Below are 25,167 nucleotides of genomic sequence, written 5' to 3'. Positions count from 1 at the left end.
CTGTGGAGTTTTTCATCGAGTACGCCGGGTTCCTGGCCAAGACCGTGACGCTGGTGATCGCCATCCTGGTGGTGCTGGCCAGTTTTGCGGCGCTGCGCAGCAAGGGGCGGCGCAAGTCGGTTGGCCAGTTGCAGGTGAGCAAGCTCAACGATTTCTACAAGGGGCTGCGCGAGCGCCTGGAACAGACGCTGCTGGACAAGGACCAGCTAAAGGCCCTGCGCAAGACCGAAGGCAAGACTGAAAAAGCGCAGAAAAAGCAGAAGGCCAAGCCGGCGCCCAAGTCCCGGGTGTTCGTGCTGGATTTCGACGGCGACATCAAGGCGTCGGCCACCGAGAGCCTGCGCCATGAAATCACCGCGCTGCTGACCCTGGCCACGCCGAAGGACGAAGTGGTGCTGCGGCTGGAAAGCGGCGGTGGCATGGTCCACAGCTACGGCCTGGCCTCGTCGCAACTGGCGCGGATCCGTCAGGCCGGCGTGCCGTTGACAGTCTGCATCGATAAGGTGGCGGCCAGCGGCGGCTACATGATGGCCTGCATCGGCGAGAAGATCATCAGCGCGCCTTTCGCCATCCTGGGGTCCATCGGCGTCGTCGCCCAGTTGCCCAACGTCAACCGCCTGCTGAAGAAACATGACATCGATTTCGAGGTGCTGACCGCTGGCGAATACAAGCGCACCTTGACGGTGTTCGGCGAAAACACCGAGAAGGGTCGGGAGAAGTTCCAGGAAGACCTGGACATCACCCATGAGCTGTTCAAGAACTTCGTCTCCAACTACCGTCCGCAACTGGCCATCGACGAAGTGGCGACCGGCGAAGTCTGGCTGGGCGTCGCGGCCCTGGGCAAAGGCCTGGTGGACGAGCTGAAGACCAGCGACGAATACCTGGCCGAACGGGCCAAGGGCGCCGAGCTTTACCACCTGCACTACGCCGAGCGCAAAAGCCTGCAGGAACGCATCGGCATGGCGGCCAGCGGGTCGGTGGACCGGGTGCTGTTGAGCTGGTGGAGTCGTTTGACCCAGCAGCGGTTCTGGTAATCCACCAAGCCCGCTCTCGCCACTACCCATGTGGGAGCGGGCTTGCCCGCGAAAGCGGTGGGTCAGTCGACATCCATTTTGCTTGTGCTGACAGCATTCGCGAGCAAGCCCGCTCCCACAGGGAGCGAGGTGGTTTGAAGAGCCTCGTCCACCCATGAAAAAGCCCTGGACCAGTCACCCGGTCCAGGGCTTTTTTATTGCTTGAGGCTCAGCGACGACGAAACAGCGGCAGCGGTTCGTCAGTGGCGGCCTGGTAGGTCACCGAGAAGTCCTTGAGGCTTTCAAGGGCTTCGTACGGGTCCTTGTCGGCGCGCAGGGCGAAGGCGTCGAAGCCGCAGCGGCGCATGTAGAACAACTGGTCACGCAGCACGTCGCCAATCGCCCGCAGCTCGCCCCTGAAACCATAGCGGTCACGCAGCAGGCGGGCGTTAGAGTAGCTACGGCCGTCGGTGAACGCCGGGAAATTCAGCGCAATGACTTGCAACTGATTGGCGTCATCACCGATCTCTTCCGCTTCTTCGTCGGCATCCAGCCAGACACCCAGGCCGCCGTCGCGGGCCTTGAGGGCATGCGCATGGTCGCGCCACAGGGCCAGTGGCACGATCAGGTCGTCGCAGTTGGAGATACCGTCGAGGGTCGCGTCCTTGGGCAGCAGGTGCCAGGTTTCGTCGATGACCTCGTTGTTCTTAATGATTCGCTGCATAGACGCGTTCCTTGAAGAGGTCGATGCCAATACGTTGGTAAGTGTCGATGAAGCGCTCGTCTTCGGTCCGTTGTTCAACGTACACGTCGATCAGCTTCTCGATCACGTCAGGCATGTCGTCCTGGGCAAAGGACGGGCCGAGGATCTTGCCCAGGCTGGCGTCGCGGCTACCGCTGCCGCCCAGGGAGACCTGGTAGAACTCTTCGCCTTTCTTGTCCACGCCGAGGATGCCGATGTGGCCGACGTGGTGGTGACCGCACGCGTTCATGCAACCGGAAATGTTCAGGTCCAGCTCGCCGATGTCGAACAGGTAGTCCAGGTCATCAAAACGACGCTGGATCGATTCGGCGATCGGGATCGACTTGGCGTTGGCCAGCGAGCAGAAGTCGCCGCCCGGGCAGCAGATGATGTCGGTCAGCAGGCCGATGTTCGGCGTGGCGAAACCTTGTTCGCGCAGCTCGCCCCAGAGGGTGAACAGTTGAGTCTGTTCAACGTCCGCCAGGATGATGTTCTGCTCGTGGGAGGTGCGCAGTTGACCGAAGCTGTAGCGCTCGGCCAGGTCGGCCACGGCATCGAGCTGCTTGTCGGTGATATCGCCCGGCGCGACGCCGGTCGGTTTCAGCGACAGCGTCACCGCGACGTAACCTGGCTTCTTGTGGGCCAGGGTGTTGCGGCTGCGCCAGCGGGCGAATCCTGGGTGTTCCTTGTCGAGGGCGGCGAACTCGGCATCCTGGTTGCCCAGGGCCTTGTACTGCGGATCGACGAAGTGCTTGGCGACGCGATGGACTTCGGCTTCGGTCAGGGTGGTCTGGCCGCCGCGCAGGTGCGCCATCTCGGCTTCGACCTTCTCGGCGAACACTTCAGGCGTGAGGGCCTTGACCAGGATCTTGATCCGCGCCTTGTACTTGTTGTCCCGACGACCGTAGCGGTTGTACACCCGCAGGATGGCGTCCAGGTAGCTCAAGAGGTCCTGCCACGGCAGGAACTCGTTGATGAACGCACCGACCACTGGCGTACGCCCGAGGCCACCGCCCACCAGCACCCGGAAGCCCAGTTCGCCGGCGGCGTTGTAGACCGTTTCCAGGCCGATGTCGTGGACTTCGATGGCGGCGCGGTCCGAGGACGAGCCGTTGATGGCAATCTTGAACTTGCGCGGCAGGTAGGCGAATTCCGGGTGGAAGGTGGTCCACTGGCGGACGATTTCGCACCATGGGCGCGGGTCGATCAGCTCATCGGCGGCGACGCCGGCGAACTGGTCGGTGGTGACGTTGCGCAGGCAGTTGCCGCTGGTCTGGATCGCGTGCATCTGCACGGTCGCCAGTTCGGCCAGGATCTCAGGCACGTCTTCCAGGGCTGGCCAGTTGTACTGGACATTCTGCCGGGTACTGATATGGGCATAGCCCTTGTCGTAGTCGCGGGCGATCTGGGCCAGCTTGCGCACCTGACGCGAGGTCAGTTGGCCATAAGGCACGGCCACACGCAGCATCGGGGCGAACCGCTGGATATACAGGCCATTCTGCAGGCGCAGAGGGCGGAATTCTTCTTCGCTCAGCTCGCCTGCCAGATAGCGTCGGGTCTGATCACGGAACTGCTTGACGCGGTCCTCGATGATCCGCTGATCGTACTCGTCATATACGTACATATAAGTCTCGGTCTCAGGCTTGGGCCGATCAGAAACAGCTGCGTGTTGGCTCGCTGGAATCGGGTTCTGCCTCGGCAATTCTGCGCGCACGGCCGCGCACTCCTAAAGGAGCCGGTGCAAGATACCTGTTTTGAGTTATGCGCAAAAGTGATGTTTGAGTATATGTAAAGAACCAAATGGCCTAATGAGATCTATCGGCGCGTAACCCACATTTGTCGTATGGGCAATCATCGTCTTAACTGTGGTCGAGTCTTTCTGCAATCACCTAAAAAACCGACAAGAGGCGATGCAATGAGCAATCCGACCAAAGCAAGGAAAAGCGACAGTACTGTCGATGCCTGGGCCATTCTGTTCCTGATTATCCTGGTGGTGGGCACCGCGGTTTTCTGGGTCAGCCATCAGTAATCGATCGACTATGCGATGAAAAACCTGTGGGAGCGGGCTTGCTCGCGAAATGCGGTGTGTCAGCCAACATTCATATTGACTGAATCACCGCATTCGCGAGCAAGCCCGCTCCCACAGAAGGGTGTGGTTGCTGGGGGATTTGCTACAACCCCGCCAGGTGCACCACCAGCTTGACGATTCCGAACAGCGTCAGGGCGAAGATCACCGTGAAGGCGATGCCCAGTATCACGAAGTGACTCGGTTTGCCGTGGGTGAAATCACGGGCGCGGTTCTTGCCGCTTTGCACGCCGAAAGCGGCGGCCAGCACGCTGTGCATCATCTGCAGCAGGGTCGGCGGCTTGTTGTCGACTGGATCGTCCATAAATCCCTCGTCTGCCATGGGTCTGGGACAAGCATAGACAACCCGTGGAAAAAAGGATCACGGCCGTTGCCGACCGTGATCCCTTCACTCAGTTGTCATAGCCCAGGTTCGGCGCCAGCCAGCGCTCGGTCACGCTCAGGTCCTGGCCCTTGCGGCCGGTGTAGCTCTGGACCTGGTCCTTGTCGATCTTGCCCACGGCGAAGTATTGCGCCTGCGGATGGGCGAAGTACCAGCCGCTGACGGCCGCCGCCGGGAACATGGCGTAGTGTTCGGTGAGAAACACGCCGCTGCGTCCAGCCTTGAGTTCGCTGGCCTCGGGGTCGAGCAGGCGGAACAGGGTGGCTTTCTCGGTGTGGTCCGGGCAGGCCGGGTAGCCGGGAGCAGGGCGGATACCGCTGTATTGCTCCTTGATCAGTGCCTCGTTGTCCAGGCTTTCGTCCTTGGCATAACCCCAGTGTTCCTTGCGCACCTGCTGGTGCAGCCATTCGGCGCAGGCCTCGGCCAGGCGGTCGGCCAAAGCCTTGACCATGATCGAGTTGTAGTCGTCGCCAGCGTCCTGGTAGGCCTTGGCCACTTCCTCGGCGCCGATGCCGGCGGTGGTGATGAAGCCGCCCACGTAGTCGGTCACGCCGCTGTCCTTGGGGGCGACGAAGTCGGCCAGGGAGAAGTTCGGCTTGCCGTCGGTCTTGATGATCTGCTGGCGCAGGTGATGCAGGCGAGCCAGTGGCTTGCCGTCATCGCCGTAGACTTCCAGGTCGTCGTCATGCACCTGGTTGGCCGGCCAGAAGCCGAACACGGCGCGGGCGCTGATGAGCTTTTCGTCGATCAGCTTGCGCAACATGGCCTGGGCATCGGCGTACAGCGCGGTGGCGGCTTCCCCGACCACTTCGTCGGTGAGGATGCGCGGGAATTTGCCGGCCAGGTCCCAGGAGATGAAAAACGGCGTCCAGTCGATGTATTCGGCCAGGACGTTCAGGTCGATGTTGTCCAGCACCTTGGCGCCCGTGAACGTCGGCTTGACCGGTTGGTAGCTGCTCCAGTCGAACTGCGGCTTCTTGGCGATGGCGGCGCTGTAGCTCAGGCGCTCGGTGCGGGCGCTTCGGTTGGCGGTGCGCTCGCGCACGTCCATGTAGTCCTGGCGGGTCTTCTCGACGAACCCCGCCTTCAGCTCCTTGGACAGCAACTGCGTGGCAACGCCTACGGCGCGGGAGGCGTCGGTGACGTAGATCACCGCATCGTTGCTGTACTTGGGCTCGATCTTCACCGCGGTGTGGGCCTTGGAGGTGGTGGCGCCACCGATCATCAACGGCAGGTGGAAATCCTGGCGCTGCATCTCGCGGGCCACGTGCACCATTTCATCCAGCGAGGGGGTGATCAGGCCGGACAGGCCGATGATGTCGCACTTCTCGTCCTTGGCCACCTGCAGGATCTTTTCCGCCGGCACCATCACGCCCAAGTCGACGATGTCGTAGCCGTTGCAACCGAGGACCACGCCGACGATGTTCTTGCCGATGTCATGGACGTCGCCCTTGACCGTGGCCATCAGGATCTTGCCCTTGGCTTCCGGCTTGTCGCCTTTTTCCGCTTCGATGAACGGGATCAGGTGGGCCACGGCCTGTTTCATCACCCGCGCCGACTTGACCACCTGGGGCAGGAACATCTTGCCGGCGCCGAACAGGTCGCCAACGATGTTCATGCCAGCCATCAGCGGGCCTTCGATGACTTCGATCGGGCGGGCGAAGGACAGTCGCGATTCTTCGGTGTCTTCGACGATGTGGGTGGTGATGCCCTTGACCAGCGCATGTTCCAGGCGCTTGTTGACCTCCCAGCCGCGCCACTCTTCGGTTTCCGCTTCCTTGACGCTGCCATCGCCCTTGTACTTGTCGGCGATGGCGAGCAGGGCGTCGGTGCCCTCGGGCGTGCGGTTGAGGATCACGTCTTCGACGGCGTCGCGCAGCTCCACCGGGATCTGGTCGTAGATCTCCAGCTGGCCGGCGTTGACGATGCCCATGGTCAGGCCCGCGCGGATCGCATACAGCAGGAACACCGAGTGAATCGCCTCGCGCACCGGGTTGTTGCCGCGGAACGAGAAGGACACGTTGGACACGCCGCCGGAGGTCAGCGCGTAGGGCAACTCGTCGCGAATGTAGGCGCAGGCGTTGATGAAATCCACGGCATAGTTGTTGTGCTCTTCGATGCCGGTGGCCACGGCGAAGATGTTCGGGTCGAAGATGATGTCTTCCGGTGGGAAGCCCACTTCATTGACCAGGATGTCGTAGGAACGCTTGCAGATTTCCTTCTTGCGCGCCTCGGTGTCGGCCTGGCCGGCTTCGTCGAAGGCCATTACCACCACGGCGGCGCCGTAGCGCTTGCACAGCTTGGCGTGGTGGATGAACTGCTCGACGCCTTCCTTCATGCTGATGGAGTTGACGATGCCCTTGCCCTGGATGCACTTGAGGCCGGCTTCGATCACGTCCCACTTCGAGGAGTCGATCATGATCGGCACGCGGGAGATGTCCGGTTCGCCGGCGATCAGGTTGAGGAAGGTCACCATGGCCTTCTTCGAGTCGAGCATGCCCTCGTCCATGTTGATGTCGATCACCTGGGCGCCGGCCTCGACCTGTTGCAGGGCCACTTCGAGGGCTTCGGTGTAGTTGTCTTCGCGGATCAGCCGGGCGAACTTGGCGGAGCCGGTGATGTTGGTCCGCTCGCCCACGTTGACGAACAGCGAGTTGCGGTCGATGGTGAACGGTTCCAGGCCCGACAGGCGGCAGGCCCGTGGAATCTCCGGAATCTGTCGCGGGGCATAACCGGCCACGGCCTTGGCGATGGCTTCGATGTGCGCCGGCGTGGTGCCGCAGCAGCCGCCGACGATGTTCAGGAAGCCGCTCTGGGCGAACTCCTCGATGACCTTGGCGGTTTCGGCCGGCAGTTCGTCGTATTCGCCGAATTCGTTGGGCAGGCCGGCGTTCGGGTGCGCCGAGACATGGGTGTTGGCCTTGTTCGACAGCTCTTCGAGGTAAGGCCGCAGCTCGCGGGCACCAAGGGCGCAGTTCAGGCCCACGGAGATCGGCTTGGCGTGGGCCACGGAGTTCCAGAAGGCTTCGGTGGTCTGGCCGGAGAGGGTGCGGCCGGAGGCGTCGGTGATGGTGCCGGAGATCATGATCGGCAGCTCGACGCCCAGCTCTTCATAAACCCCTTGTACGGCGAAAATCGCCGCCTTGGCGTTCAACGTGTCGAAGATGGTCTCGATCAGGATCAGGTCGGCGCCGCCTTCGATCAGGCCCCGGGTGGCCTCGGTGTAGTTTTCCACCAGTTCATCGAAGGTCACATTGCGGTAGCCGGGGTTGTTCACGTCTGGTGAGAGCGAGCAGGTACGGCTGGTCGGGCCGAGCACGCCGGCGACGAAGCGTGGCTTGTCCGGGGTTTCCAGGGTCTTGGCGTCGGCCACCTGACGGGCCAGGCGCGCGCCTTCCACGTTCAGCTCATAGGCCAGGCCCTGCATGCCGTAGTCGGCCTGGGACACCTGGGTGGCGTTGAAGGTGTTGGTCTCCAGGATGTCGGCACCGGCATCCAGGTAGGCTTTTTCGATGGCGCCGATCACGTCGGGGCGACTCAGCACCAGCAGGTCGTTGTTGCCCTTGACGTCGCTCGGCCAGTCGGCGAAACGCTTGCCGCGGTAGTCCTGCTCTTCCAGCTTATAGCTCTGGATCATCGTGCCCATGCCACCGTCGAGGATCAGGATGCGTTCCTTGAGGGCTTGCTGGAGAAGATAAAGGCGAGCGCTGCGATCAGACATAGGACTACCTGGAAAAATGACGATGACGAAAGCCGGGATGATAGCAAACCTGTACGGTATTTGATCGCAGGTGCCTTTTGCATGAATCTCGCTCATGTTTGCAAGGGAGTGCTGGCCCGGTAGAATCGCCGGACTTTCTTTCAGGATCCGCGACATGCCGTACCGGGTTTTCGTCGGCAGTCTGTTGCTGCTGTGGTCTTTCATTGCAGTGGCCGGGGATCCCGTCCCGGCACTTTCCTATACGCGCGACATCCAGCCGATCTTCACGGAGAAATGCGTGGCCTGCCACGCCTGCTACGACTCCGCCTGCCAGTTGAACCTGGGCAGCGGCGAAGGCGTGGCCCGGGGCGCGAGCAAACTGTCGGTGTATGACGGTGAGCGGCGAGTGGCGGCGGAGCCGACCCGGTTGTTCTATGACGCGTCCGGCCAACGGGCCTGGCAGCGCAAGGGGTTCTATTCGGTGCTCGATGCCCAGGGCAGCCAGGCGGCGTTGATGGCGCGGATGCTGGAACTGGGCCACCGCACGCCGCTGACGCCCAACGCCAAGCTGCCCGAAGACATCGTGCTCGGGCTCAACCGCGACAACAGTTGCGCGGTGCCGGGGCAATTCGACGAGTATGCCGCCGCACATCCGCGCGAAGGCATGCCCCTGGCCGTCACCGGTCTGACCGACCAGCAGTACCAGACGTTGCAGCGCTGGCTGGCGGCCGGTGCGCCCATCGACCAGCAGGCCCTGGCTCCGAGTGCTGCCGAGGCCTTGCAGGTGGTGCAGTGGGAGAACCTGCTCAATGCGCCTGGCGCCCGGGAAAGCCTGGTGGGGCGCTGGTTGTTCGAGCACTGGTTTCTGGCGCACATCTATTTCAAGGACGGCGAGCCGGGGCATTTCTTCCAGTGGGTGCGTTCACGCACGCCCACCGGCCAGCCCATCGACCTGATCAACACCCGCCGCCCGAACGACGATCCCGGCACCCGCATCTATTACCGGCTGTGGCCGGTGCAGGGGGTGATCGTGCACAAGACCCACATCACCTATGGCTTGAGCCCGGCCAAGATGGCGCGGATCAAGAGCCTGTTCTACAGCGGCAAGTGGCAGGTCAGCGCATTGCCAGGTTATGGGCCGGAGCGCCGGGCCAATCCGTTCTCCACCTTCGAGGCGATCCCGGCCCAGGCGCGCTACCAGTTCATGCTCGATAATGCCGAGTACTTCGTGCGCACCTTCATCCGTGGGCCGGTGTGCCGGGGTCAGATCGCCACGGATGTGATCCGCGACAATTTCTGGGCGCTGTTCCAGGCCCCCGAGCATGACCTGTACATCACCGACCCGAACTATCGCGGCCAGGCCACGCCGTTGCTGGCGATGCCGGGACAGAATGACGACGTCGGCAGCGTCCTGAGCCTGTGGCGCGACTACCGCGACAAGCGCAACGCGTACGAAGCGTTGCGCCGCGACAACTACGCCGAGTTGCCGCCGCCGAGTTGGTCGACGTTGTGGGCCGGTAATGACAATGCGCTGTTGAGCATCTTCCGGCATTTCGACAGTGCCTCGGTGACCAAGGGCCTGATCGGCGACGTGCCGCAGACGATGTGGCTGTTCGATTTCCCGCTGCTGGAGCGCACCTATTACCAGTTGGCGGTGAACTTCGATGTGTTCGGCAATGTGTCCCACCAGGCCCAGACCCGGCTGTACTTCGACCTGATCCGCAACGGCGCCGAGCAGAACTTCCTGCGCCTGATGCCGGCCGATTCCCGCGAAGCCTATCTTGACGACTGGTACCAGTCCGGGGGCAAGTTCAAGATGTGGCTCGATTACGAGGCCATCGACGATGACAAGCCGACCGCGCTCAAGCTCGATGAACACGACCCGATGCGTGACTTCACCCGGCAGTTGCTGGCCCGTTATGGCGAACTGAACGCGCGGCCCGACCCGATCAACCGCTGCGAAGGCGCCTATTGCTCGCGGCCGAACATCGATCCGGCCCTGCAGAACGCCGAACAGGCCCTCAGCCGCCTGGTGTCACGCCCGGCGGCGGGGCTCAGCGTCATCAATCAACTGCCCGAAGCGACCCTGTTGCGGGTCGAAACCCCTGGCGGCCACCGTGAGGTCTACAGCCTGATGCGCAACCGGGCCCACAGCAACGTGGCGTTCCTGCTGGGCGAGGAACTGCGTTACCAACCCGGCCTGGACACCTTGACGGTGTACCCGGGGGTGCTCAGCAGCTACCCGAACTTTATCTTCAACATCCCGGCCGGGCAGGTGCCGGCGTTCGTCGACGCCATGGAAAGCGCCCAGGACGAGCCGGCGTTCGAGCGGATTGTCGAGCGCTGGGGGATTCGCCGCAGTCACCCGCAGTTCTGGTTCTACTTCCACGACCTGAGCCAGTACATCCATGAGACGGAGCCGTTGGAAGCCGGTGTGCTGGACATGAACCGCTACCAGAACCTCTGAGGGGAACGGCCGGCTTCGCGGATCGTGTCGCCGGCTGCTTTCCTGACAAAAATACTGGGACTTTGTCCGGCGCGATGATTGGCGTAAACTGCCGGCAAGCCTGCGAGGAGTTTCCATGACCGCCATAACCATTACCGATGCCGCCCACGATTACCTGGCCGACCTGCTGTCCAAGCAGAACACCCCGGGGATCGGGATCCGTATCTTCATCACCCAGCCCGGCACTCAGTACGCTGAAACCTGCATTGCCTACTGCAAGCCTGGGGAAGAGAAACCCGAAGACACCGCGCTGGGGCTCAAGAGCTTCACCGCCTACATCGATTCGTTCAGCGAAGCGTTTCTCGATGATGCCGTGGTCGACTACGCCACCGACCGCATGGGCGGCCAGCTGACCATCAAGGCGCCTAACGCCAAGGTGCCGATGGTCAATGCCGACAGCCCGATCAACGAGCGCATCAACTACTACCTGCAAACCGAAATCAACCCGGGGCTGGCCAGCCACGGCGGCCAGGTGTCGCTGATCGACGTGGTGGAAGACGGCATCGCCGTGCTCCAGTTCGGCGGCGGCTGCCAAGGCTGCGGCCAGGCCGACGTGACCCTGAAGGAAGGCATCGAGCGCACCCTGCTCGAGCGCATCCCTGAGCTCAAGGGCGTGCGCGACGTGACCGACCACACCCAGAAAGAGAACGCCTACTACTGATTGGCGCAGGCTGGGCTACCGCTTCGCGAGCAAGCTCGCTCCCACAAGGATTGCGGTGAGTCCTGTGGGAGCGAGCTTGCTCGCGAAGGCGGCGGTACATACAGCACGTCAGCCACCTGATACACCGTTTTCGCGAGCAAGCCCGCTCCCACAGGGATTCGGGTCGATCCGGCTGACGGCTCAGGGCCTGTAGAGGTGCGCATGCCCGGCGCGGTACAGCGATGACTCGCTGAACACATCATTGCCCAGCACCCGTCCCACCAGGATCAGCGCCGTGCGGCGAAAGCCCTTGGCCTGGACCTTTGCAGCGATGTCTGCCAGCGTGCCCACGGCCCAATCCTGATCCGGCCAGGTGGCCCGGTGGATCACGGCGACCGGGCAATCCGCGCCGTAGTGCGGCAGCAGTTCAGCCACGATTTTTTCCAGATGATTGACCCCCAGGTGAACCGCCAGGGTTGCGCCGTGTTGCGCCAGGCTGCCCAGTTCCTCCCCGGCGGGCATGGCGGTCTTGTCGGCGTAACGGGTCAGGATGACGCTCTGGGACACGTCCGGCAGGGTCAGCTCGGCGCCCAGCAGGGCGGCGCAGGCGGACGTTGCGGTAACGCCCGGAATGATCTCGAACGGAATCTCCAACGCCCGCAGGCAGCGAATCTGCTCGCCGATGGCGCCGTACAGGCTCGGGTCCCCGGAGTGCACCCGGGCGACATCCTGGCCCTTGAGGTGGGCCGCCCTGATCAATTCGATGATCTGTTCGAGGTGCAACTCGGCGCTGTTGATCACCTGCTGGGCGCGGTGGCCTTCCAGCACGGCGGCCGGTACCAGGGAGCCGGCGTAGATGATCACGGCGCAGCTGCGGATCAGCCGCTGGCCCTTGACGGTGATGAGTTCCGGGTCGCCGGGGCCGGCGCCGATGAAGTAAACGGTCATGACCGGCTCCTGCAGGGTAGGTGAGTGGCGCTTGGATGAAGATCGCTCATGATCCTGGGCGTGGATTATCGGGATTTACGCCACGACCGCCAAGGCCAGCGTGCTCTTGAGGCCTCGCTGGCGGGTAATCAGCAGCGTGGCCGGTGCCGTGCCCCAGCGGTCGGCCAGGGCCAGGGCGGCGCTTTCGGCGATGCCGTAGCAGCCGGTCCGTTCGAAGGCAATGTCGGAGCGGTGGCTGAGACGGTCCTGATAACCGGCCAACTGCTCGGCACTGAAGCACACCAGCGGCAGCGCCAGATGCTCGGCCAGCTCCAGCAGGCCCGCTTCGTTCTGCTTGAGGTCGATACTGGCCAGGGCCTGCACGCGATCAAGGTCGATGCCGTGGGCTTGCAGGGTTTGCTCCAGCAAGGCGCGCAACGCGCTGGTCGGACAACCACGCTGGCAGCCCAGGCCGATCACCAGGGTCGGCGCAGCCTGGGAAGAGCGGCTGTTCATGCCTCGTGGTGGGCTTGACCGTCACGGCGGAACAGCCAGGCGCTGATCAGGCCCAGGGCCAGCCAGAACGCCACGTTGGTCAGCTGCGAGGCGATCTTGAACTGGGTTTCAAGGGCTTCGGGTGCCAGCATCGAATGGACCTCCGGTTGCGGTGCGCCAATGACGTGGGGCACCAGCAGGGTTGCCACGCCCAGCAGCTTGAGCAGCCAGTGCCGGCCGAAGGCGATCAGGGCGATGCCCACGGCGGTGGAGGCGGCGGTGCCGATCCACCACATCTGCCGCTGGGCCAGGTCAGCCGCCGCCGTGCCGGGCAACTCCGGCGGCAAGCCGAGGGTCGGAGCCAGGACGAACGTGGCATAGCCGGCCAGCCCCCAGAGCAGGCCCTGGGCGGTGCGGGTCGGTGCGCGCAAGGTGTACAAGCCGGCCAGCATCAGCGCAAAGCCCACCGCTACCACCAGGTTGCCCCCCGTGGTGGACAGCACGCGCTGCCAGCCGTCTTCCGGCTCCCAGGCTTCGGCGTCATGGGTATGGGCGACCCCGGCCGCGTGCTCGTGGACTTCGGCCGCGGGGGCTTTTTCATAGGTCTCGGCCTGGAGAATCAGCGGCGATACCCAGAAACTTTGCAGGAGGGTCAGCAGCAGGGCGGCCAGCAGTCCACTGAAACCGGCGGTCTGGGCGATACGCTTGATCATGTCGTCAGGTCTCAATGGCACGGAAAGGCGGCGCTGTGGCGGGTGTCGTGGGCAGCGTTGTGCACCGCTTCGATGTGGGAGAACCCGGCGAAATAGACCAGCCCGGCACCCAGGATCGAGGCGAGGATCGCCGCGCTCAGGCGCTGGCTCAGGGTGGTGGTGCTGCTGGCGGTACGAACGGTGCTGCTGATGGTCGACATGGCGCTTCCCTCTGTTCTTGTCTCGTCCAGTGGGTAAATCGAGCGCAATGAAAACCCGGGCGCAGACCGCCAGGGTTCGAACAGCGCCCGCCCACCGCGGGTTTGTTGATGCTTGAGTCATGGGCCGGTCTCCGGGCTCGCGAGGGGCAGGGGCTGGGCCATGCCGGCAAGCGTCACCTTCCCATGCCATGGGCACAGTGGTTAAGACGCTTCGCTCGCTTACCGTTGCGGGGGCAGCACCGGACTGACGTGGCCTTGAAGTAAAGCACACGATTCACCGGTTTCCCGTTTCACCCTGTGAAGGGCACCCGTAACTAGGCGCACAGGAGAGCATGGGCGGGGGCGGGGCGTCAATGCGGGGAGAGGGCCGCTGCGCTGCCCAATCGCGAGCAAGCTCGCTCCCACACAAGGATTTGCGTCGGGCCCAAAATTCAAGACCTATGCAGATCCAATGTGGGAGCGAGCTTGCTCGCGATGGCGGTAGCAAGGACACCGCAGAGCTTACTTGCGGAGATTGACCCGCCTGCACACCCTGCGTAGCCTTGCGCCTTCGAGGTTCTTCGGTTCGCGCCGAAGCTAAGAAGGGAACGCGGTCCAAGCCGCGGCTGCCCCCGCAACTGTGAACGGTGACGTTCCTGCCGGGCCACTGTGCATGTGCACGGGAAGGCGCAGGAATTGCCTGCCCAGGCTTTGTCAAAGCCGGGCCGGCCCCGCCGTCAGCCAGGAGACCTGCCTCGAGACAGATTCTCACTACAACCGGGCGGGGTGATCCGGTGGCGAAATCTTCCGCGCACGCCAGTGCCTGCGGTTGTCGTCCCGTTTGCCCGCCACCTTGCCAAAGGGCATCCGATGAAAACACTGGCCAAACTCCCCGTCACCATCGTCACCGGTTTTCTCGGCTCGGGTAAAACCACGTTGCTGCGGCACATGCTCGACAACGCCCAGGGTCGCCGCATCGCGGTGATCGTCAACGAGTTCGGCGAACTGGGCATCGACGGTGAGATCCTCAAGCAGTGCTCCATCGGTTGCACCGAAGAAGAAGCCAACGGCCGCATCTACGAGCTGGCCAACGGCTGCCTGTGCTGCACGGTGCAGGAAGAGTTCTTCCCGGTGATGCGTGAGTTGGTGGCCCGGCGTGGCGACCTCGACCACATCCTCATCGAAACCTCCGGCCTGGCCTTGCCCAAGCCGTTGGTCCAGGCTTTCCAGTGGCCGGAAATCCGCAGCGCCTGCACCGTCGACGCGGTCATCACCGTGGTCGACAGCCCTGCCGTGGCGGCTGGCACTTTCGCTGCGTTCCCCGACCAGGTGGACGCCATGCGCAAACTCGATCCGAACCTGGACCACGAATCGCCGCTGCACGAACTGTTCGCCGATCAACTGGCGAGCGCCGACCTGGTCATCCTCAACAAGGCCGACTTGATCAGCCCCGAAGACCTGGCGAAAGTCCGCCTGGAAGTGGCCGAGGAATTGCCGCCGGCGGTCAAGGTCATCGAAGCCAGCAGCGGCCGCCTGCCACTGGACGTGTTGATCGGCCTGGGCGCCGGCTCCGAAGAACACATCGACGCTCGCCACAGCCATCACGACCATCACCATGATGGCGACGAAGATGACCATGATCACGACGCTTTCGACTCCATCTCCATCGAACTGCCCCAGGCTGACGAGAGCCTGTTGCTGGACGCGCTCACTCAACTGGTGGTGCAACATGGCGTGCTGCGGGTCAAGGGTTTCGCGGCCATCCCGAACAAGCCGATGCGCTTGCTGGTCCAGGGTGTCGGCACGCGTTTCGACAAGCATTTCGATCGCCAGTGGGGCGCCGATGAAGCGCGAGTCACCCGCCTGGTGCTGATCGGCCAGGCGCTGGACGCCGGTCTGCTCGAAGCGCAGTTGCGCGCGGCCCTCAGCGTCTAAGCCATGCACCTGCTCAGGACCCAGCCGGGCGGCTTTGTAGCGGATGACAACATTGCCGACCTGGGGCAAACCCCCGCCGAGCTGGTGATCCTGTGCAGCGGCGACTCCAGCCTGGCGCTGCTGGCCGAAGCGGCGCGGCAGTTGCCGGACGACTACCCGCCGTTTCGCCTTGCCAACCCGATGCAGGTGCAGAACCACGCCTCGGTAGACCTGTATTTCGACGACGTGCTGCGCCACGCCAAGGTCATCCTGCTGTCGCTGCACGGCGGCATCGGCTATTGGCGCTACGGCATTGAACGGCTGATGGAATTGGCTGGGCGCGGGGTGACGTTGATCCTGGTGCCGGGTGACGATCGGCCTGACCCGGAGCTGAGTGACCTCAGCAACGTGCCCTTCGAGGGGCGCGACCGGCTCTGGCAGTTCTTGCGCCAGGGTGGCCTGGGCAATGCCCTGAATCTGTTCTATAACCTAGCCAGCCAATGGTTCGGTCGCGATTACCCGTGGGACGAACCGCAGGCCCTGCCGCGCACGGCGATCTATCATCCGCAAAAGACCAACGCCGGCCTTGGCGATTGGCAAGCCGATTGGCAGGCCGGCCAGCCGGTAGCGGCCCTGCTGTTTTATCGCTCGCACCTGCAAGCGGCGAACACCGCCTTCATCGACGTATTCTGCCAGCGCCTGCAAGCAGCGGGGCTCAACCCGTTGCCCATGGCCGTCGCAAGCCTCAAGGAGCCGGCCTGCCTGGCGCAGGTCGAGGATTGGCTGGATGAGGTCGAGGCGGGGGTGATCCTCAACACCACCGGGTTCGCCCAATCCAGTCCGGAAGCCCCTCACTTGCGGCCGTTTCGCCGCGACATTCCGGTGATCCAGGCGATCTGCGCTCAGGACAACGAACCCGGCTGGCGTGCCAGCGAACAAGGCCTGGGGCCGCGGGACTTGGCGATGCACATTGCCTTGCCGGAGCTGGACGGGCGAATCATCAGCCGGCCCATCAGTTTCAAGGACCTGGCCTGGCGCAGCGAGCGCAGCCAGAGCGATGTGGTCTGCTACCGGGCCGTGCCCGAGCGGATGGATTTCGTTGCGCAACTGGCTCGACGCTGGACCGCCCTGGCGCGGTTGCCCAACGGAGAGAAACGGGTGGCGTTGGTGCTGGCCAATTACCCGACCCGGGATGGCCGCATCGGCAACGGCGTGGGCCTGGACACCCCGGCCGCCGCGTTGAATATCCTGCGGGCCCTGCACACCGAGGGTTACCCGCTGCCGGCCGAACTGCCGGCGAGCGGCACCGCGCTGATCCAGCAGTTGCTCGGCGGGGTCAGCAACGACCTGGACAGCCTCGACCTGCGGCCGTGTCACCAGAGCCTGGCCGTCGAGGCTTACCAGGCGCTGTTCGACGCACTGCCTGACGCCAATCGCCAGGCGGTGCTGGCGCGCTGGGGGGCGCCCGAGCAGGATCCGATGTTCCGCGACGGGCGCCTGATGATCGCCGGCCTGCGCCTGGGCCTGACGTTTGTCGGCATTCAGCCGGCGCGGGGCTATCAGGTCGACCCGAGTGCGGTCTACCATGACCCGGACCTGGTGCCGCCCCACGGCTACCTGGCGTTCTATTTCTGGTTGCGCCACACCTACGGCGCCCACGCGGTGATCCATGTCGGCAAGCACGGCAACCTCGAATGGCTGCCGGGCAAGGGCGTCGGTTTGTCGGAAAGCTGCTGGCCGGACGCGCTGTTGGGCCCGCTGCCGAATATCTATCCGTTCATCGTCAACGACCCGGGCGAGGGCGCCCAGGCCAAGCGCCGGACCCAGGCGGTGATCATCGACCACCTGATGCCGCCGCTGACCCGCGCCGAAACCTACGGGCCGCTGCGCGACCTCGAGCGGCTGGCCGACGAATACTACGAGGCGCAACTGCTCGATCCGCGCCGCGCCCGGGAATTGCAGCGGGACATCCTGAACCTGGTGCGCGAAACCCACATCGACCGCGAACTGCAACTGGAGGCTGACGCCGACGCGGCGGTCTGGCTGCCGCGCCTGGACACCTACCTGTGCGACCTGAAGGAGTCGCAGATCCGCGATGGCCTGCACGTCTTTGGCGAGTCGCCCAGCGGACGGCTGCGCATCGACACGTTGCTGGCGTTGCTGCGCATTCCCCGCGGCGACGGCAAGGGTGCACAGTCGAGCCTGTTGCGGGCGCTGTCGAACGCCTTTGAACTGGGCTTCGATCCGCTGGATTGCGCCTTGGCCGACCCCTGGGCCGGCCCTTGTCCCGAGGCGTTGCAGCAGGTCAGTGCCGAACCCTGGCGCACCGCCGGCGATACGCGCGAGCGCCTGGAGCTGTTCGCGGCGCGCTTGATCGAGCAAGCGCTGGCAGGCGACGTCCTGTGGCTGGAGGCACCGGGCTGGGAAACGGTGCGCAGCATCATCGAGAACCTGCGCGCCGTCGTTGCCCCGCGCTTGGACGCCTGCGGCCCGGCGGAAATGCGCGGCCTGCTCGATGCCTTGGGCGGGCGCTTCGTGCCGGCCGGCCCCAGCGGTGCGCCGAGTCGCGGCCGCCTGGACGTGCTGCCCACCGGGCGTAACTTTTTCTCGGTGGACGTGCGCAACCTGCCCACCACCACGGCGTGGCGCATCGGGTTCCAATCGGCCAACCTGATGCTCGAACGGCACTTGCAGGATCACGGCGATCACTTGCGCCAGCTCGGCCTGTCGGTGTGGGGCACCGCGACCATGCGCACCGGTGGCGACGACATCGCCCAGGCCATGGCGTTGATGGGCGTGCGCCCGGTCTGGGCCACCGGCAGCCAGCGAGTGGACGATTTCGAGATCTTGCCGCTGAGCCTGCTGGACCGGCCTCGGGTCGATGTGACGCTGCGAGTCTCCGGATTCTTCCGCGATGCCTTCGCCAACCTGATTCGCCTGTTCGATGCGGCGGTTCAAGCGGTCGCGGGCCTCGATGAACCGGCCGACATGAACCCCCTGGCCGCCAAGGTGCGCAGCGAGCGTGACAGCTTGCTGGCGTCGGGCCTGACGGCAGAGGCGGCGACCCGGCAGGCTGGCTGGCGGATCTTCGGCGCCAAGCCGGGCGCCTATGGCGCGGGCGTGCAGGGCGCGATTGACGGGCGCTTGTGGCAGAGCCGCGAGGATCTGGCCGAGGTGTACCTGAACTGGGGCGGTTACGCCTACGGCGCCAGCGATGAAGGCACTGCCGCCCGGGAGCAGTTCTCCCGGCGCTTGAGCCAAGTGCAGGCGGTGTTGCAGAACCAGGACAACCGCGAGCACGACCTGCTCGATTCCAACGATTACTACCAGTTCCAGGGCGGCATGCTGGCGGCGGTCGAGACCCTCAGTGGTGATGCGGCGGCCAGTTACCATGGCGATCACAGCCAGCCGGACCTGCCGCGGATCCGCACCCTGAAGGAGGAGCTCAACCGCGTCATCCGGTCCCGGGCGGCCAACCCGAAGTGGATCGACGGGGTCAAGCGCCACGGCTACAAGGGCGCGTTCGAGCTGGCGGCGACGGTGGACAATCTGTTCGCCTTCGACGCCACCACGCAACTGATCGACGACCATCAGTACGCGTTGCTGGCCGACGCCTACCTGCTCGACCCGGACACCCGGGCGTTTGTCCGCCAGCACAACCCCGATGCCCTGCGCGACATGACCGAACGCATGCTCGAAGCGCAACAGCGGGGCATGTGGCAGGCGCCGGGCGACTACCGCGAGGCGTTGGAGAATTTGCTGTTGGACATTGAAGAAGATGGCTGAGGTGCACTTGTGGCGAGGGAGCTTGCTCCCGCTCGGCTGCGCAGCAGTCGTAATCCAGGCAACGCGACACTTCAGGTGCACCGCGTTGGCCGGTTTGGGGCCGCTTCGCGCCCCAGCGGGAGCAAGCTCCCTCGCCACAGCGGACTATCGAACATTTATGAGATCCTCCACATGATCGACACCCCTCATTTCCCACTCTCCGCCGTGGTCGGCGCTGATGACCTGAAACTGGCGCTGTGCCTGGCCGCCATCGACCCGAAGATCGGCGGTGTGCTGATCGAGGGGCCGCGGGGCATGGCCAAGTCCACCCTGGCCCGGGGCCTGGCCGACCTGCTGGCCAGCGGTCAGTTCGTCACCTTGCCCTTGGGCGCCACCGAGGAGCGTCTGGTGGGCACCCTTGATCTGGACGCGGCGCTGGGGGAGGGGCGCGCGCAGTTCTCTCCCGGTGTGCTGGCCAAGGCCGACGGCGGCGTGTTGTACGTCGATGAAGTGAACCTGCTGCCCGATCATCTGGTGGACGTGTTGCTGGACGTGGCGGCAAGCGGCACTAACCTGATCGAGCGCGATGGCATTTCCCATCGGCACCCGGCGCGGTTTGTGCTGATCGGCACCATGAACCCGGAAGAGGGCGAACTGCGCCCGCAGTTGCTCGACCGGTTTGGCCTGAACGTGGCCCTCGACGGGCAAACCCCGGCAGTTGAACGCGGGCAGATCATTCGGCGGCGGTTGGATTTCGACACTGATCCGGCGGCGTTCTGTGCGCACTGGGAGAGCGCCCAGCAGGCCCTGCGTGAACGCTGCCAGCAGGCCCGCGACCGCCTGGCCGGGATCGCCCTGGATGACCTGACGCTTGCCCAGATCACCGAACGCTGTTTTGCCGCCGGGGTCGATGGCCTGCGTGCCGACCTGGTCTGGTTGCGGGCCGCCAGGGCCCACGCGGCCTGGCGTGGGGCACAGGCCATCGCCGACGAAGATATCGACGCCGTCGCCGAGTTTGCCTTGCGCCATCGGCGGCGCGGGCACTCGAGCCCGGCCCCTGCGCCGTCCCAGGCACCCTCGACGGGCGATCGCGCGGCCCAGCCCAACGAAGGCCAGGGCCAGTGGGGCGACTTGCCGGCCCAGGCCTTGCCCACCGGTGCACGGCGTGACGTGCCGAGCTGGCCAAAAAAGCCTTAGGCATTCGCCCCCGTTCGGCCGTGGGGGCGGATGCCAAGCCCCGGGCGGGGCGGTTGGACGGTGGACGCCAGGGGCGCAGCAAAGTCGCCTCCAGTGGCGCGGTGAACTGGCCGGGCACTTTGCTCAAGGGCCGTCCCCAACGCTATGACGACCTGCGCTTTCAGCGCCGTCATCGCTCGCCCCATGAACTGTGGCTGGTCATCGTCGATGCCTCGGCCTCGACCCGTCGTCATCGTGCCTTGAGCGATGGCAAAGGCCTGCTGGTGCAACTGTTCGATGACGCCTACCGGCAGCGCGCGCGACTGGCCCTGCTGACCGCCAGTGGCAGTGTTCCGCACTGGCAAGTGCAAGGGCTCAAGGCCTCGACTGGGCTGCGACACTGGCTCGATGCACTCGGCGCCGGCGGCGGCACGCCGTTGCTGGCCGCGTTGCAAGAGGCCGGGCGTTGGCTGCGAGCCCGGCGCAAGCGCTACCCGGCAGAGCAACAGCGGGTGCTGGTGATGACGGATGGACGGCTGAAGGAGGGCCTGGCGCCGTCGCCTCTCGACTGCCCGAGCCTGTTGATCGACATCGAGCGCGGCCCGATCCGCCTGGGCCGTGCCCGGCAATTGGCGGGGCAGTTGGGGGCCGAGTATCGGCATATCGACCAGGTTTGATGCGCTTGTTTCCGAGGTGTCTGGGCGGACGCCTTCGCGGGCAAGCTCCCACACTTGATCGGCGGCCTGTCGCAGTCCCTGTGGGAGCGGGCTTGCCCGCGAAGGCATCACCTCGGAATCGGATTTGCCCACTCTGTTCTATGCTGAGGCGACTTCACAGGAGTGAACCATGCGCGTACTCGTCACCAATCCCCAGGATGATTTTCGGGTCAAGGCCTACGCTGGCACCAACGGCGTGCTGCTCGCCATGGACCTGGCCGAATCCCGTCGCAAGGGGCTGCTGGGTTTTGCCATCGAGAAACAGCAGGGCGACAAGCCCTGGTTGTTCCTGTTCAACAGCCTGACCTTCCCCGGCAAGGCCCACACGTTCCCCCAGTTTCACGCCACACCCAGCGACCAGGCGCCGTTGCAGAAATTTCGCTGGGCCGACTACGCCGTCAACCCCGGCGTGACGATGAACTACCGCGTGCACCTGGCCTATGGCAGCCCCGACGCGCCACAGTTGGGCGAGTCCCTGGACATCAGCGTCACCAGCGATAACGGGCAGCCGGTCAACCAGCGCGTGATCTTCAACCGAGCCGTGGCCGCCAGCCAGGCGTTCCAGCGCAAGTTTCCCGAGCTGGATGCGTTGATCAGCGCCAATCGCAACCTGTCCATCGATGACTGGCCCGACGCGCCGCGTCGCTGGTTGGAAAACGGCCTGCTGGGACGCCTGATCGGCTTCATCGACCGGGCCCTCGATGCCACCTGGGCCCTGGACGTAGCCATCTACGAATACGAACTACCGGTGATCGTCGATGCGGTGAACGCCGCTTTCGCCCGAGGCGCGCAGGTGCGGGTGCTGTACCACGCCGAGCCGGGCGACGACACCACGCAGCGCAACGAGGCCAGCCTCGAAAAACTGCCGGCGGCCAACAAGCGCGGGCGGGTCACCCACAACATCTTCCACGACAAATTCATCGTCCTGAGCCGGGTGGACGGCGCCGGTTCGCGGCAACCGGAAGCGGTCCTGTGCGGCAGCACCAACTTCACCGCCAACGGTGTCTATCGCCAGGCTAATGTCGTGCACGTGCTGGATGAGCCGCGGGTGAGCGACAGCTATCGCCAGGTGTTCGAGCAGATCTGGGCCGCACCGCAGGACGTCGACGCCACCCGCCAGTGGCTGACCCTGAACAACCCGATGGCGCCGCAAGAGCCACTGTTCGCCGGTTTCTCACCGCGCACGGGCGAAGGCGACCTCGACCGTTTCGTCGACATCATCCACGGCGCCCGCAAGGACCTGTTGTTCGTCACCGCGTTCGTCCTGCCCGAGCGGATCCTCGATGCCTTGCTCGGCCAGCCGAACGATGACGTACTGCGCTACGGTCTGCAGAACACCGCCAGCCGCATCACCGGTTTCCATGCCGACCGCACCGCCCAATTCGCCGCCACCGCGCTGCTCAACACCGGGTTGGAAGGCTGGCTCAGGGAAAACATGAAGGGCCAGAAAGGCAACCTGCTGGTTCACACCAAGGCCATCGTCACCGACTTCACCAGCGACACACCGACCATCATCAGCGGCAGCCACAACCTGAGCGCCGCCGCCAGCAACGGCAATGACGAGAACTACCTCATCATCCAGGGCGACACCGATCTGGCCGATCGTTACGGGCTGGAGTTGCTGCGTTTCTATGAGCATTACCGCTTTCGCTACTTCGCGAAACAACTCGCCCTCAAGCAGGTCAGGCCGCTGGCAGTGGACGACAGTTGGAGCGATGACTATTACCGCGAGGGGGATTTGCGGATGTTGTCGAGGGTGAGATTTTGCGGGCGCTGATGGGTGGTAAGCGATGTTTTGGAGTGCTACTTTTAGCACCATTAAAAGTACTCGAAGGACCATTCCATGACGCATGTCGTACTTTCTCAAGTAGTCGCCAGCATCTCAGAACTCAAGAAAAATCCGATGGGTACCGTTGCGGCAGGTGGAGGATTGTCCGTGGCGATCCTCAACCGTAACGAGCCGGCTTTTTATTGTGTCCCAGCCAAGGAGTATGAGGCCATGATGGACAGGCTGGAGGACATGGAGCTGGCTGCTCTTTGCCGCGAGCGTGAAAACGACCCAACGATCAAGGTTTCTCTCGATGACCTATGAGTTGGAGTTTTCTGACAAAGCGTGGAAGGAGTGGCAAAAGCTGGGAGCAACGCTAAGAGAGCAGTTCAAAAAGAAGCTTGAAGAGCGACTGGTAAATCCGCATGTCCAGACCGACCGTCTACACGGTTTGGGCAATGCCTATAAAATCAAGCTGCGCAGCGCAGGCTATCGGCTGGTTTATCGTGTGGTGGACGAAGTACTGGTCGTTACGGTGATTGCTGTTGGTAAGCGTGAGCGCGGTCAAGTTTACGATGAGGCCGCCAAGCGGTAGGTGGCCTGACTCCATGTAGGGATGCAGGCTCGCTACCACAGGGTATGGCGTGGCACCGATTTGGGGCCTCGCTACCCGCACCTCGTAGCCAACGGTAGCAATGGGGGGACAGTGTCCTAAGTCGTCCATGCGCGGCTGGTTTCTCCATCTATCTGATTCCATTCACTTTCCATTTTCCTGGCCCATCGGCGCCAAGCCTGTGGCACACTTTCTGCTGTCTATTCCGTTGTTACAAACCATGTTCCGGTATAGCGGAATAAACTCATCCTGGAGTGCTAGCCATGCAACGCCGACCTTCCTTGTTCAAAGCGTGTGTTTTTCTCTTCGCCGCCTCGATGGCGGTCGTGGGTGTCGCCCAGGCGGCGGACAGCAAGCTGGACAGCGTGCTGCAACGCGGGAAATTGATCGTGGGCACGGGCAGCACCAATGCCCCGTGGCACTTCCAGGGAGCGGATGGCAAGTTGCAGGGGTTCGATATCGACATTGCGCGGATGGTCGCCAAGGGCCTGTTCAATGACCCGGAGAAAGTCGAGTTCGTGGTGCAGTCTTCCGATGCGCGGATCCCCAACCTGCTGACCGACAAGGTCGACATGAGCTGCCAGTTCATCACCGTCACCGCCAGCCGTGCCCAGCAGGTGGCGTTCACTTTGCCGTACTACCGCGAAGGGGTCGGCCTGTTGTTGCCGGCCAACAGCAAGTACAAGGAGATCGAAGACCTCAAGGCCGCCGGCGACGGTGTCACCGTGGCGGTGCTGCAGAACGTCTACGCCGAAGAGCTGGTGCACCAGGCACTGCCCAAGGCCAAGGTCGACCAGTACGACAGCGTCGACCTGATGTACCAGGCGGTGAACTCCGGCCGTGCCGATGCCGCCGCCACGGACCAGTCTTCGGTGAAGTACCTGATGGTGCAGAACCCCGGCCGCTATCGCAGCCCGGTCTACGCCTGGAGCCCGCAAACCTATGCCTGTGCGGTCAAGCGCGGCGACCAGGACTGGCTGAACTTCGTCAACACCACCTTGCATGAAGCCATGACCGGCGTGGAATTCCCCACCTACGCGGCGTCGTTCAAGCAATGGTTCGGCGTGGACCTGCCGTCGCCGGCCATCGGTTTCCCCGTTGAATACAAATGACCCTGTGAGCCCGGGATGCCCGTCGCGGGCGTCCCGCCGAAGGTACTGTCGACCATGAACTATCAGTTGAACTTTGCCGCCGTCTGGCGCGATTTCGACACCTTGCTGGCGGGGCTCGGGCTGGGGCTTTCCCTGGCGCTGGTGTCGATCGCCATCGGTTGCGTGATCGGCCTGGCGATGGCATTCGCGCTGCTGAGCAAGCACCGCCTCCTGCGTGTGCTGGCCTCGGTGTATGTGACGGTGATCCGCAATACGCCGATCCTGGTGCTGATCCTGTTGATCTACTTCGCCTTGCCGAGCCTGGGCATTCGCCTGGACAAGCTGCCGTCGTTTGTCATCACCCTGTCGCTGTACGCCGGGGCCTACCTGACCGAGGTGTTCCGCGGCGGCTTGATGAGCATTCACAAGGGCCAGCGTGAAGCGGGCCTGGCGATCGGCCTGGGGGAGTGGCAGGTGAAGGCCTACATCACCGTGCCGGTGATGCTGCGCAACGTGCTGCCGGCCTTGTCGAACAACTTCATCTCGCTGTTCAAGGACACTTCCCTGGCCGCGGCGATTGCCGTGCCGGAGCTGACCTACTACGCCCGCAAGATCAACGTGGAGAGCTACCGGGTGATCGAAACCTGGCTGGTGACCACGGCCCTGTATGTCGCGGCCTGTTACCTCATTGCCATGCTGCTGCGGTACTTCGAGCAGCGCCTGGCGATCCGCCGTTAGGAG

The 25,167-nt window shown here is 64.0% G+C and carries 20 protein-coding genes and 1 other annotated feature; of the genes, 12 read left to right on the top strand and 8 right to left on the bottom strand.

Going from position 1 to position 25,167, the window contains the following annotated elements; translation table 11 throughout:
• Positions 1-2 precede the first annotated feature (2 nt).
• Positions 3-1,034, top strand: coding sequence for a peptidase (locus VM99_24910; GenBank protein ID AKK01142.1), 1,032 nt, complete (start codon positions 3-5; stop codon positions 1,032-1,034).
• 208 nt (positions 1,035-1,242) lie between these two features.
• Here VM99_24910 and VM99_24905 read toward each other — a convergent pair whose 3' ends face one another.
• The 4 genes from VM99_24905 to VM99_24890 form a co-directional block, all read right to left on the bottom strand.
• Positions 1,243-1,737, bottom strand: coding sequence for an oxidoreductase (locus VM99_24905; GenBank protein ID AKK01141.1), 495 nt, complete (start codon positions 1,735-1,737; stop codon positions 1,243-1,245).
• Positions 1,721-3,379: a sulfite reductase gene (locus tag VM99_24900; GenBank protein AKK01140.1), complete on the bottom strand. Its 1,659-nt coding sequence runs from the start codon at positions 3,377-3,379 to the stop codon at positions 1,721-1,723. The genes VM99_24905 and VM99_24900 overlap by 17 nt, the downstream gene beginning before the upstream one ends.
• Positions 3,380-3,926: 547 nt before the next feature.
• Positions 3,927-4,145: a hypothetical protein gene (locus VM99_24895; protein AKK01139.1), complete on the bottom strand. Its 219-nt coding sequence runs from the start codon at positions 4,143-4,145 to the stop codon at positions 3,927-3,929.
• Positions 4,146-4,233: 88 nt separating this feature from the next.
• The gene (locus tag VM99_24890; GenBank protein ID AKK01138.1) at positions 4,234-7,944 is read right to left on the bottom strand and encodes a methionine synthase; all 3,711 of its coding nucleotides are present in this window, start codon (positions 7,942-7,944) and stop codon (positions 4,234-4,236) included.
• A gap of 154 nt (positions 7,945-8,098) precedes the next feature.
• Here VM99_24890 and VM99_24885 point away from each other — a divergent pair, with 154 nt between their 5' ends.
• Together VM99_24885 and VM99_24880 are read left to right on the top strand one after the other, a co-directional pair.
• The gene (locus VM99_24885; protein ID AKK01137.1) at positions 8,099-10,390 is read left to right on the top strand and encodes a peptidylprolyl isomerase; all 2,292 of its coding nucleotides are present in this window, start codon (positions 8,099-8,101) and stop codon (positions 10,388-10,390) included.
• A gap of 115 nt (positions 10,391-10,505) precedes the next feature.
• Entirely contained in the window at positions 10,506-11,090 is a 585-nt protein-coding gene (locus VM99_24880) for an amino acid ABC transporter substrate-binding protein (protein AKK01136.1), read from the top strand.
• A 180-nt stretch (positions 11,091-11,270) separates the two neighbouring features.
• Here VM99_24880 and VM99_24875 read toward each other — a convergent pair whose 3' ends face one another.
• The 4 genes from VM99_24875 to VM99_24860 all read right to left on the bottom strand — a co-directional run bounded on the left by VM99_24875 (position 11,271) and on the right by VM99_24860 (position 13,404).
• The gene (locus tag VM99_24875; protein AKK01135.1) at positions 11,271-12,017 is read right to left on the bottom strand and encodes a precorrin-4 C11-methyltransferase; all 747 of its coding nucleotides are present in this window, start codon (positions 12,015-12,017) and stop codon (positions 11,271-11,273) included.
• Positions 12,018-12,092: 75 nt separating this feature from the next.
• Positions 12,093-12,512, bottom strand: coding sequence for a cobalamin biosynthesis protein CobE (locus tag VM99_24870; protein ID AKK01134.1), 420 nt, complete (start codon positions 12,510-12,512; stop codon positions 12,093-12,095).
• Entirely contained in the window at positions 12,509-13,204 is a 696-nt protein-coding gene (locus VM99_24865; protein ID AKK01133.1) for a cobalt transporter, read from the bottom strand. The genes VM99_24870 and VM99_24865 overlap by 4 nt, the downstream gene beginning before the upstream one ends.
• Positions 13,205-13,215: 11 nt before the next feature.
• Entirely contained in the window at positions 13,216-13,404 is a 189-nt protein-coding gene (locus tag VM99_24860) for a cobalt transporter (GenBank protein ID AKK01132.1), read from the bottom strand.
• A gap of 104 nt (positions 13,405-13,508) precedes the next feature.
• Positions 13,509-13,731: a binding site (cobalamin riboswitch), on the bottom strand.
• A 522-nt stretch (positions 13,732-14,253) separates the two neighbouring features.
• Between VM99_24860 and VM99_24855 the strand changes: the two genes are divergently transcribed.
• The 9 genes from VM99_24855 to VM99_24815 all read left to right on the top strand — a co-directional run bounded on the left by VM99_24855 (position 14,254) and on the right by VM99_24815 (position 25,164).
• Positions 14,254-15,318, top strand: coding sequence for a cobalamin biosynthesis protein CobW (locus tag VM99_24855; GenBank protein AKK01131.1), 1,065 nt, complete (start codon positions 14,254-14,256; stop codon positions 15,316-15,318).
• A 3-nt stretch (positions 15,319-15,321) separates the two neighbouring features.
• Positions 15,322-19,083 (top strand): cobalamin biosynthesis protein CobN, encoded by a 3,762-nt coding sequence (locus VM99_24850; GenBank protein ID AKK01130.1) that lies wholly within the window; start codon positions 15,322-15,324, stop codon positions 19,081-19,083.
• 171 nt (positions 19,084-19,254) lie between these two features.
• Complete coding sequence (locus VM99_24845) at positions 19,255-20,259, top strand: magnesium chelatase (GenBank protein AKK01129.1); 1,005 nt, start codon at positions 19,255-19,257, stop codon at positions 20,257-20,259.
• Between the two features lie 101 nt (positions 20,260-20,360).
• Positions 20,361-20,915: a magnesium chelatase gene (locus tag VM99_24840; GenBank protein ID AKK01864.1), complete on the top strand. Its 555-nt coding sequence runs from the start codon at positions 20,361-20,363 to the stop codon at positions 20,913-20,915.
• Positions 20,916-21,084: 169 nt separating this feature from the next.
• Positions 21,085-22,731, top strand: a complete 1,647-nt coding sequence (locus tag VM99_24835; protein AKK01128.1) for a phospholipase — start codon at positions 21,085-21,087, stop codon at positions 22,729-22,731.
• Between the two features lie 66 nt (positions 22,732-22,797).
• The gene (locus VM99_24830) at positions 22,798-23,046 is read left to right on the top strand and encodes a plasmid stabilization protein (GenBank protein AKK01127.1); all 249 of its coding nucleotides are present in this window, start codon (positions 22,798-22,800) and stop codon (positions 23,044-23,046) included.
• Entirely contained in the window at positions 23,036-23,317 is a 282-nt protein-coding gene (locus VM99_24825) for a RelE toxin (protein AKK01126.1), read from the top strand. Before VM99_24830 ends, VM99_24825 begins: the two co-directional genes overlap by 11 nt.
• Positions 23,318-23,598: 281 nt before the next feature.
• Positions 23,599-24,447 carry an ABC transporter substrate-binding protein gene (locus tag VM99_24820; GenBank protein ID AKK01125.1) on the top strand — a complete coding sequence of 283 codons (849 nt, stop codon included), beginning with the start codon at positions 23,599-23,601 and terminating at the stop codon, positions 24,445-24,447.
• Positions 24,448-24,501: 54 nt separating this feature from the next.
• Complete coding sequence (locus tag VM99_24815) at positions 24,502-25,164, top strand: amino acid ABC transporter permease (GenBank protein ID AKK01863.1); 663 nt, start codon at positions 24,502-24,504, stop codon at positions 25,162-25,164.
• Positions 25,165-25,167: the final 3 nt, after the last annotated feature.

It is taken from the genome of Pseudomonas chlororaphis, from assembly GCA_001023535.1.
Lineage (GTDB): Bacteria > Pseudomonadota > Gammaproteobacteria > Pseudomonadales > Pseudomonadaceae > Aquipseudomonas > Aquipseudomonas chlororaphis_E.
Note: the sequence above shows the minus strand (reverse complement) of the source record. Positions and strands in the feature narration are given on the sequence as shown.

What these genes read in the sequence shown, in the direction of transcription:
- VM99_24905 (AKK01141.1), bottom strand. Translation starts at nt 1,737, where the DNA reads ATGCAGCGAATCATTAAGAACAACGAGGTCATCGACGAAACCTGGCAC.
- VM99_24900 (AKK01140.1), bottom strand. Translation starts at nt 3,379, where the DNA reads ATGTACGTATATGACGAGTACGATCAGCGGATCATCGAGGACCGCGTC.
- VM99_24895 (AKK01139.1), bottom strand. Translation starts at nt 4,145, where the DNA reads ATGGACGATCCAGTCGACAACAAGCCGCCGACCCTGCTGCAGATGATG.
- VM99_24890 (AKK01138.1), bottom strand. Translation starts at nt 7,944, where the DNA reads ATGTCTGATCGCAGCGCTCGCCTTTATCTTCTCCAGCAAGCCCTCAAG.
- VM99_24885 (AKK01137.1), top strand. Translation starts at nt 8,099, where the DNA reads ATGCCGTACCGGGTTTTCGTCGGCAGTCTGTTGCTGCTGTGGTCTTTC.
- VM99_24880 (AKK01136.1), top strand. Translation starts at nt 10,506, where the DNA reads ATGACCGCCATAACCATTACCGATGCCGCCCACGATTACCTGGCCGAC.
- VM99_24875 (AKK01135.1), bottom strand. Translation starts at nt 12,017, where the DNA reads ATGACCGTTTACTTCATCGGCGCCGGCCCCGGCGACCCGGAACTCATC.
- VM99_24870 (AKK01134.1), bottom strand. Translation starts at nt 12,512, where the DNA reads ATGAACAGCCGCTCTTCCCAGGCTGCGCCGACCCTGGTGATCGGCCTG.
- VM99_24865 (AKK01133.1), bottom strand. Translation starts at nt 13,204, where the DNA reads ATGATCAAGCGTATCGCCCAGACCGCCGGTTTCAGTGGACTGCTGGCC.
- VM99_24860 (AKK01132.1), bottom strand. Translation starts at nt 13,404, where the DNA reads ATGTCGACCATCAGCAGCACCGTTCGTACCGCCAGCAGCACCACCACC.
- VM99_24855 (AKK01131.1), top strand. Translation starts at nt 14,254, where the DNA reads ATGAAAACACTGGCCAAACTCCCCGTCACCATCGTCACCGGTTTTCTC.
- VM99_24850 (AKK01130.1), top strand. Translation starts at nt 15,322, where the DNA reads ATGCACCTGCTCAGGACCCAGCCGGGCGGCTTTGTAGCGGATGACAAC.
- VM99_24845 (AKK01129.1), top strand. Translation starts at nt 19,255, where the DNA reads ATGATCGACACCCCTCATTTCCCACTCTCCGCCGTGGTCGGCGCTGAT.
- VM99_24835 (AKK01128.1), top strand. Translation starts at nt 21,085, where the DNA reads ATGCGCGTACTCGTCACCAATCCCCAGGATGATTTTCGGGTCAAGGCC.
- VM99_24830 (AKK01127.1), top strand. Translation starts at nt 22,798, where the DNA reads ATGACGCATGTCGTACTTTCTCAAGTAGTCGCCAGCATCTCAGAACTC.
- VM99_24825 (AKK01126.1), top strand. Translation starts at nt 23,036, where the DNA reads ATGACCTATGAGTTGGAGTTTTCTGACAAAGCGTGGAAGGAGTGGCAA.
- VM99_24820 (AKK01125.1), top strand. Translation starts at nt 23,599, where the DNA reads ATGCAACGCCGACCTTCCTTGTTCAAAGCGTGTGTTTTTCTCTTCGCC.
- VM99_24815 (AKK01863.1), top strand. Translation starts at nt 24,502, where the DNA reads ATGAACTATCAGTTGAACTTTGCCGCCGTCTGGCGCGATTTCGACACC.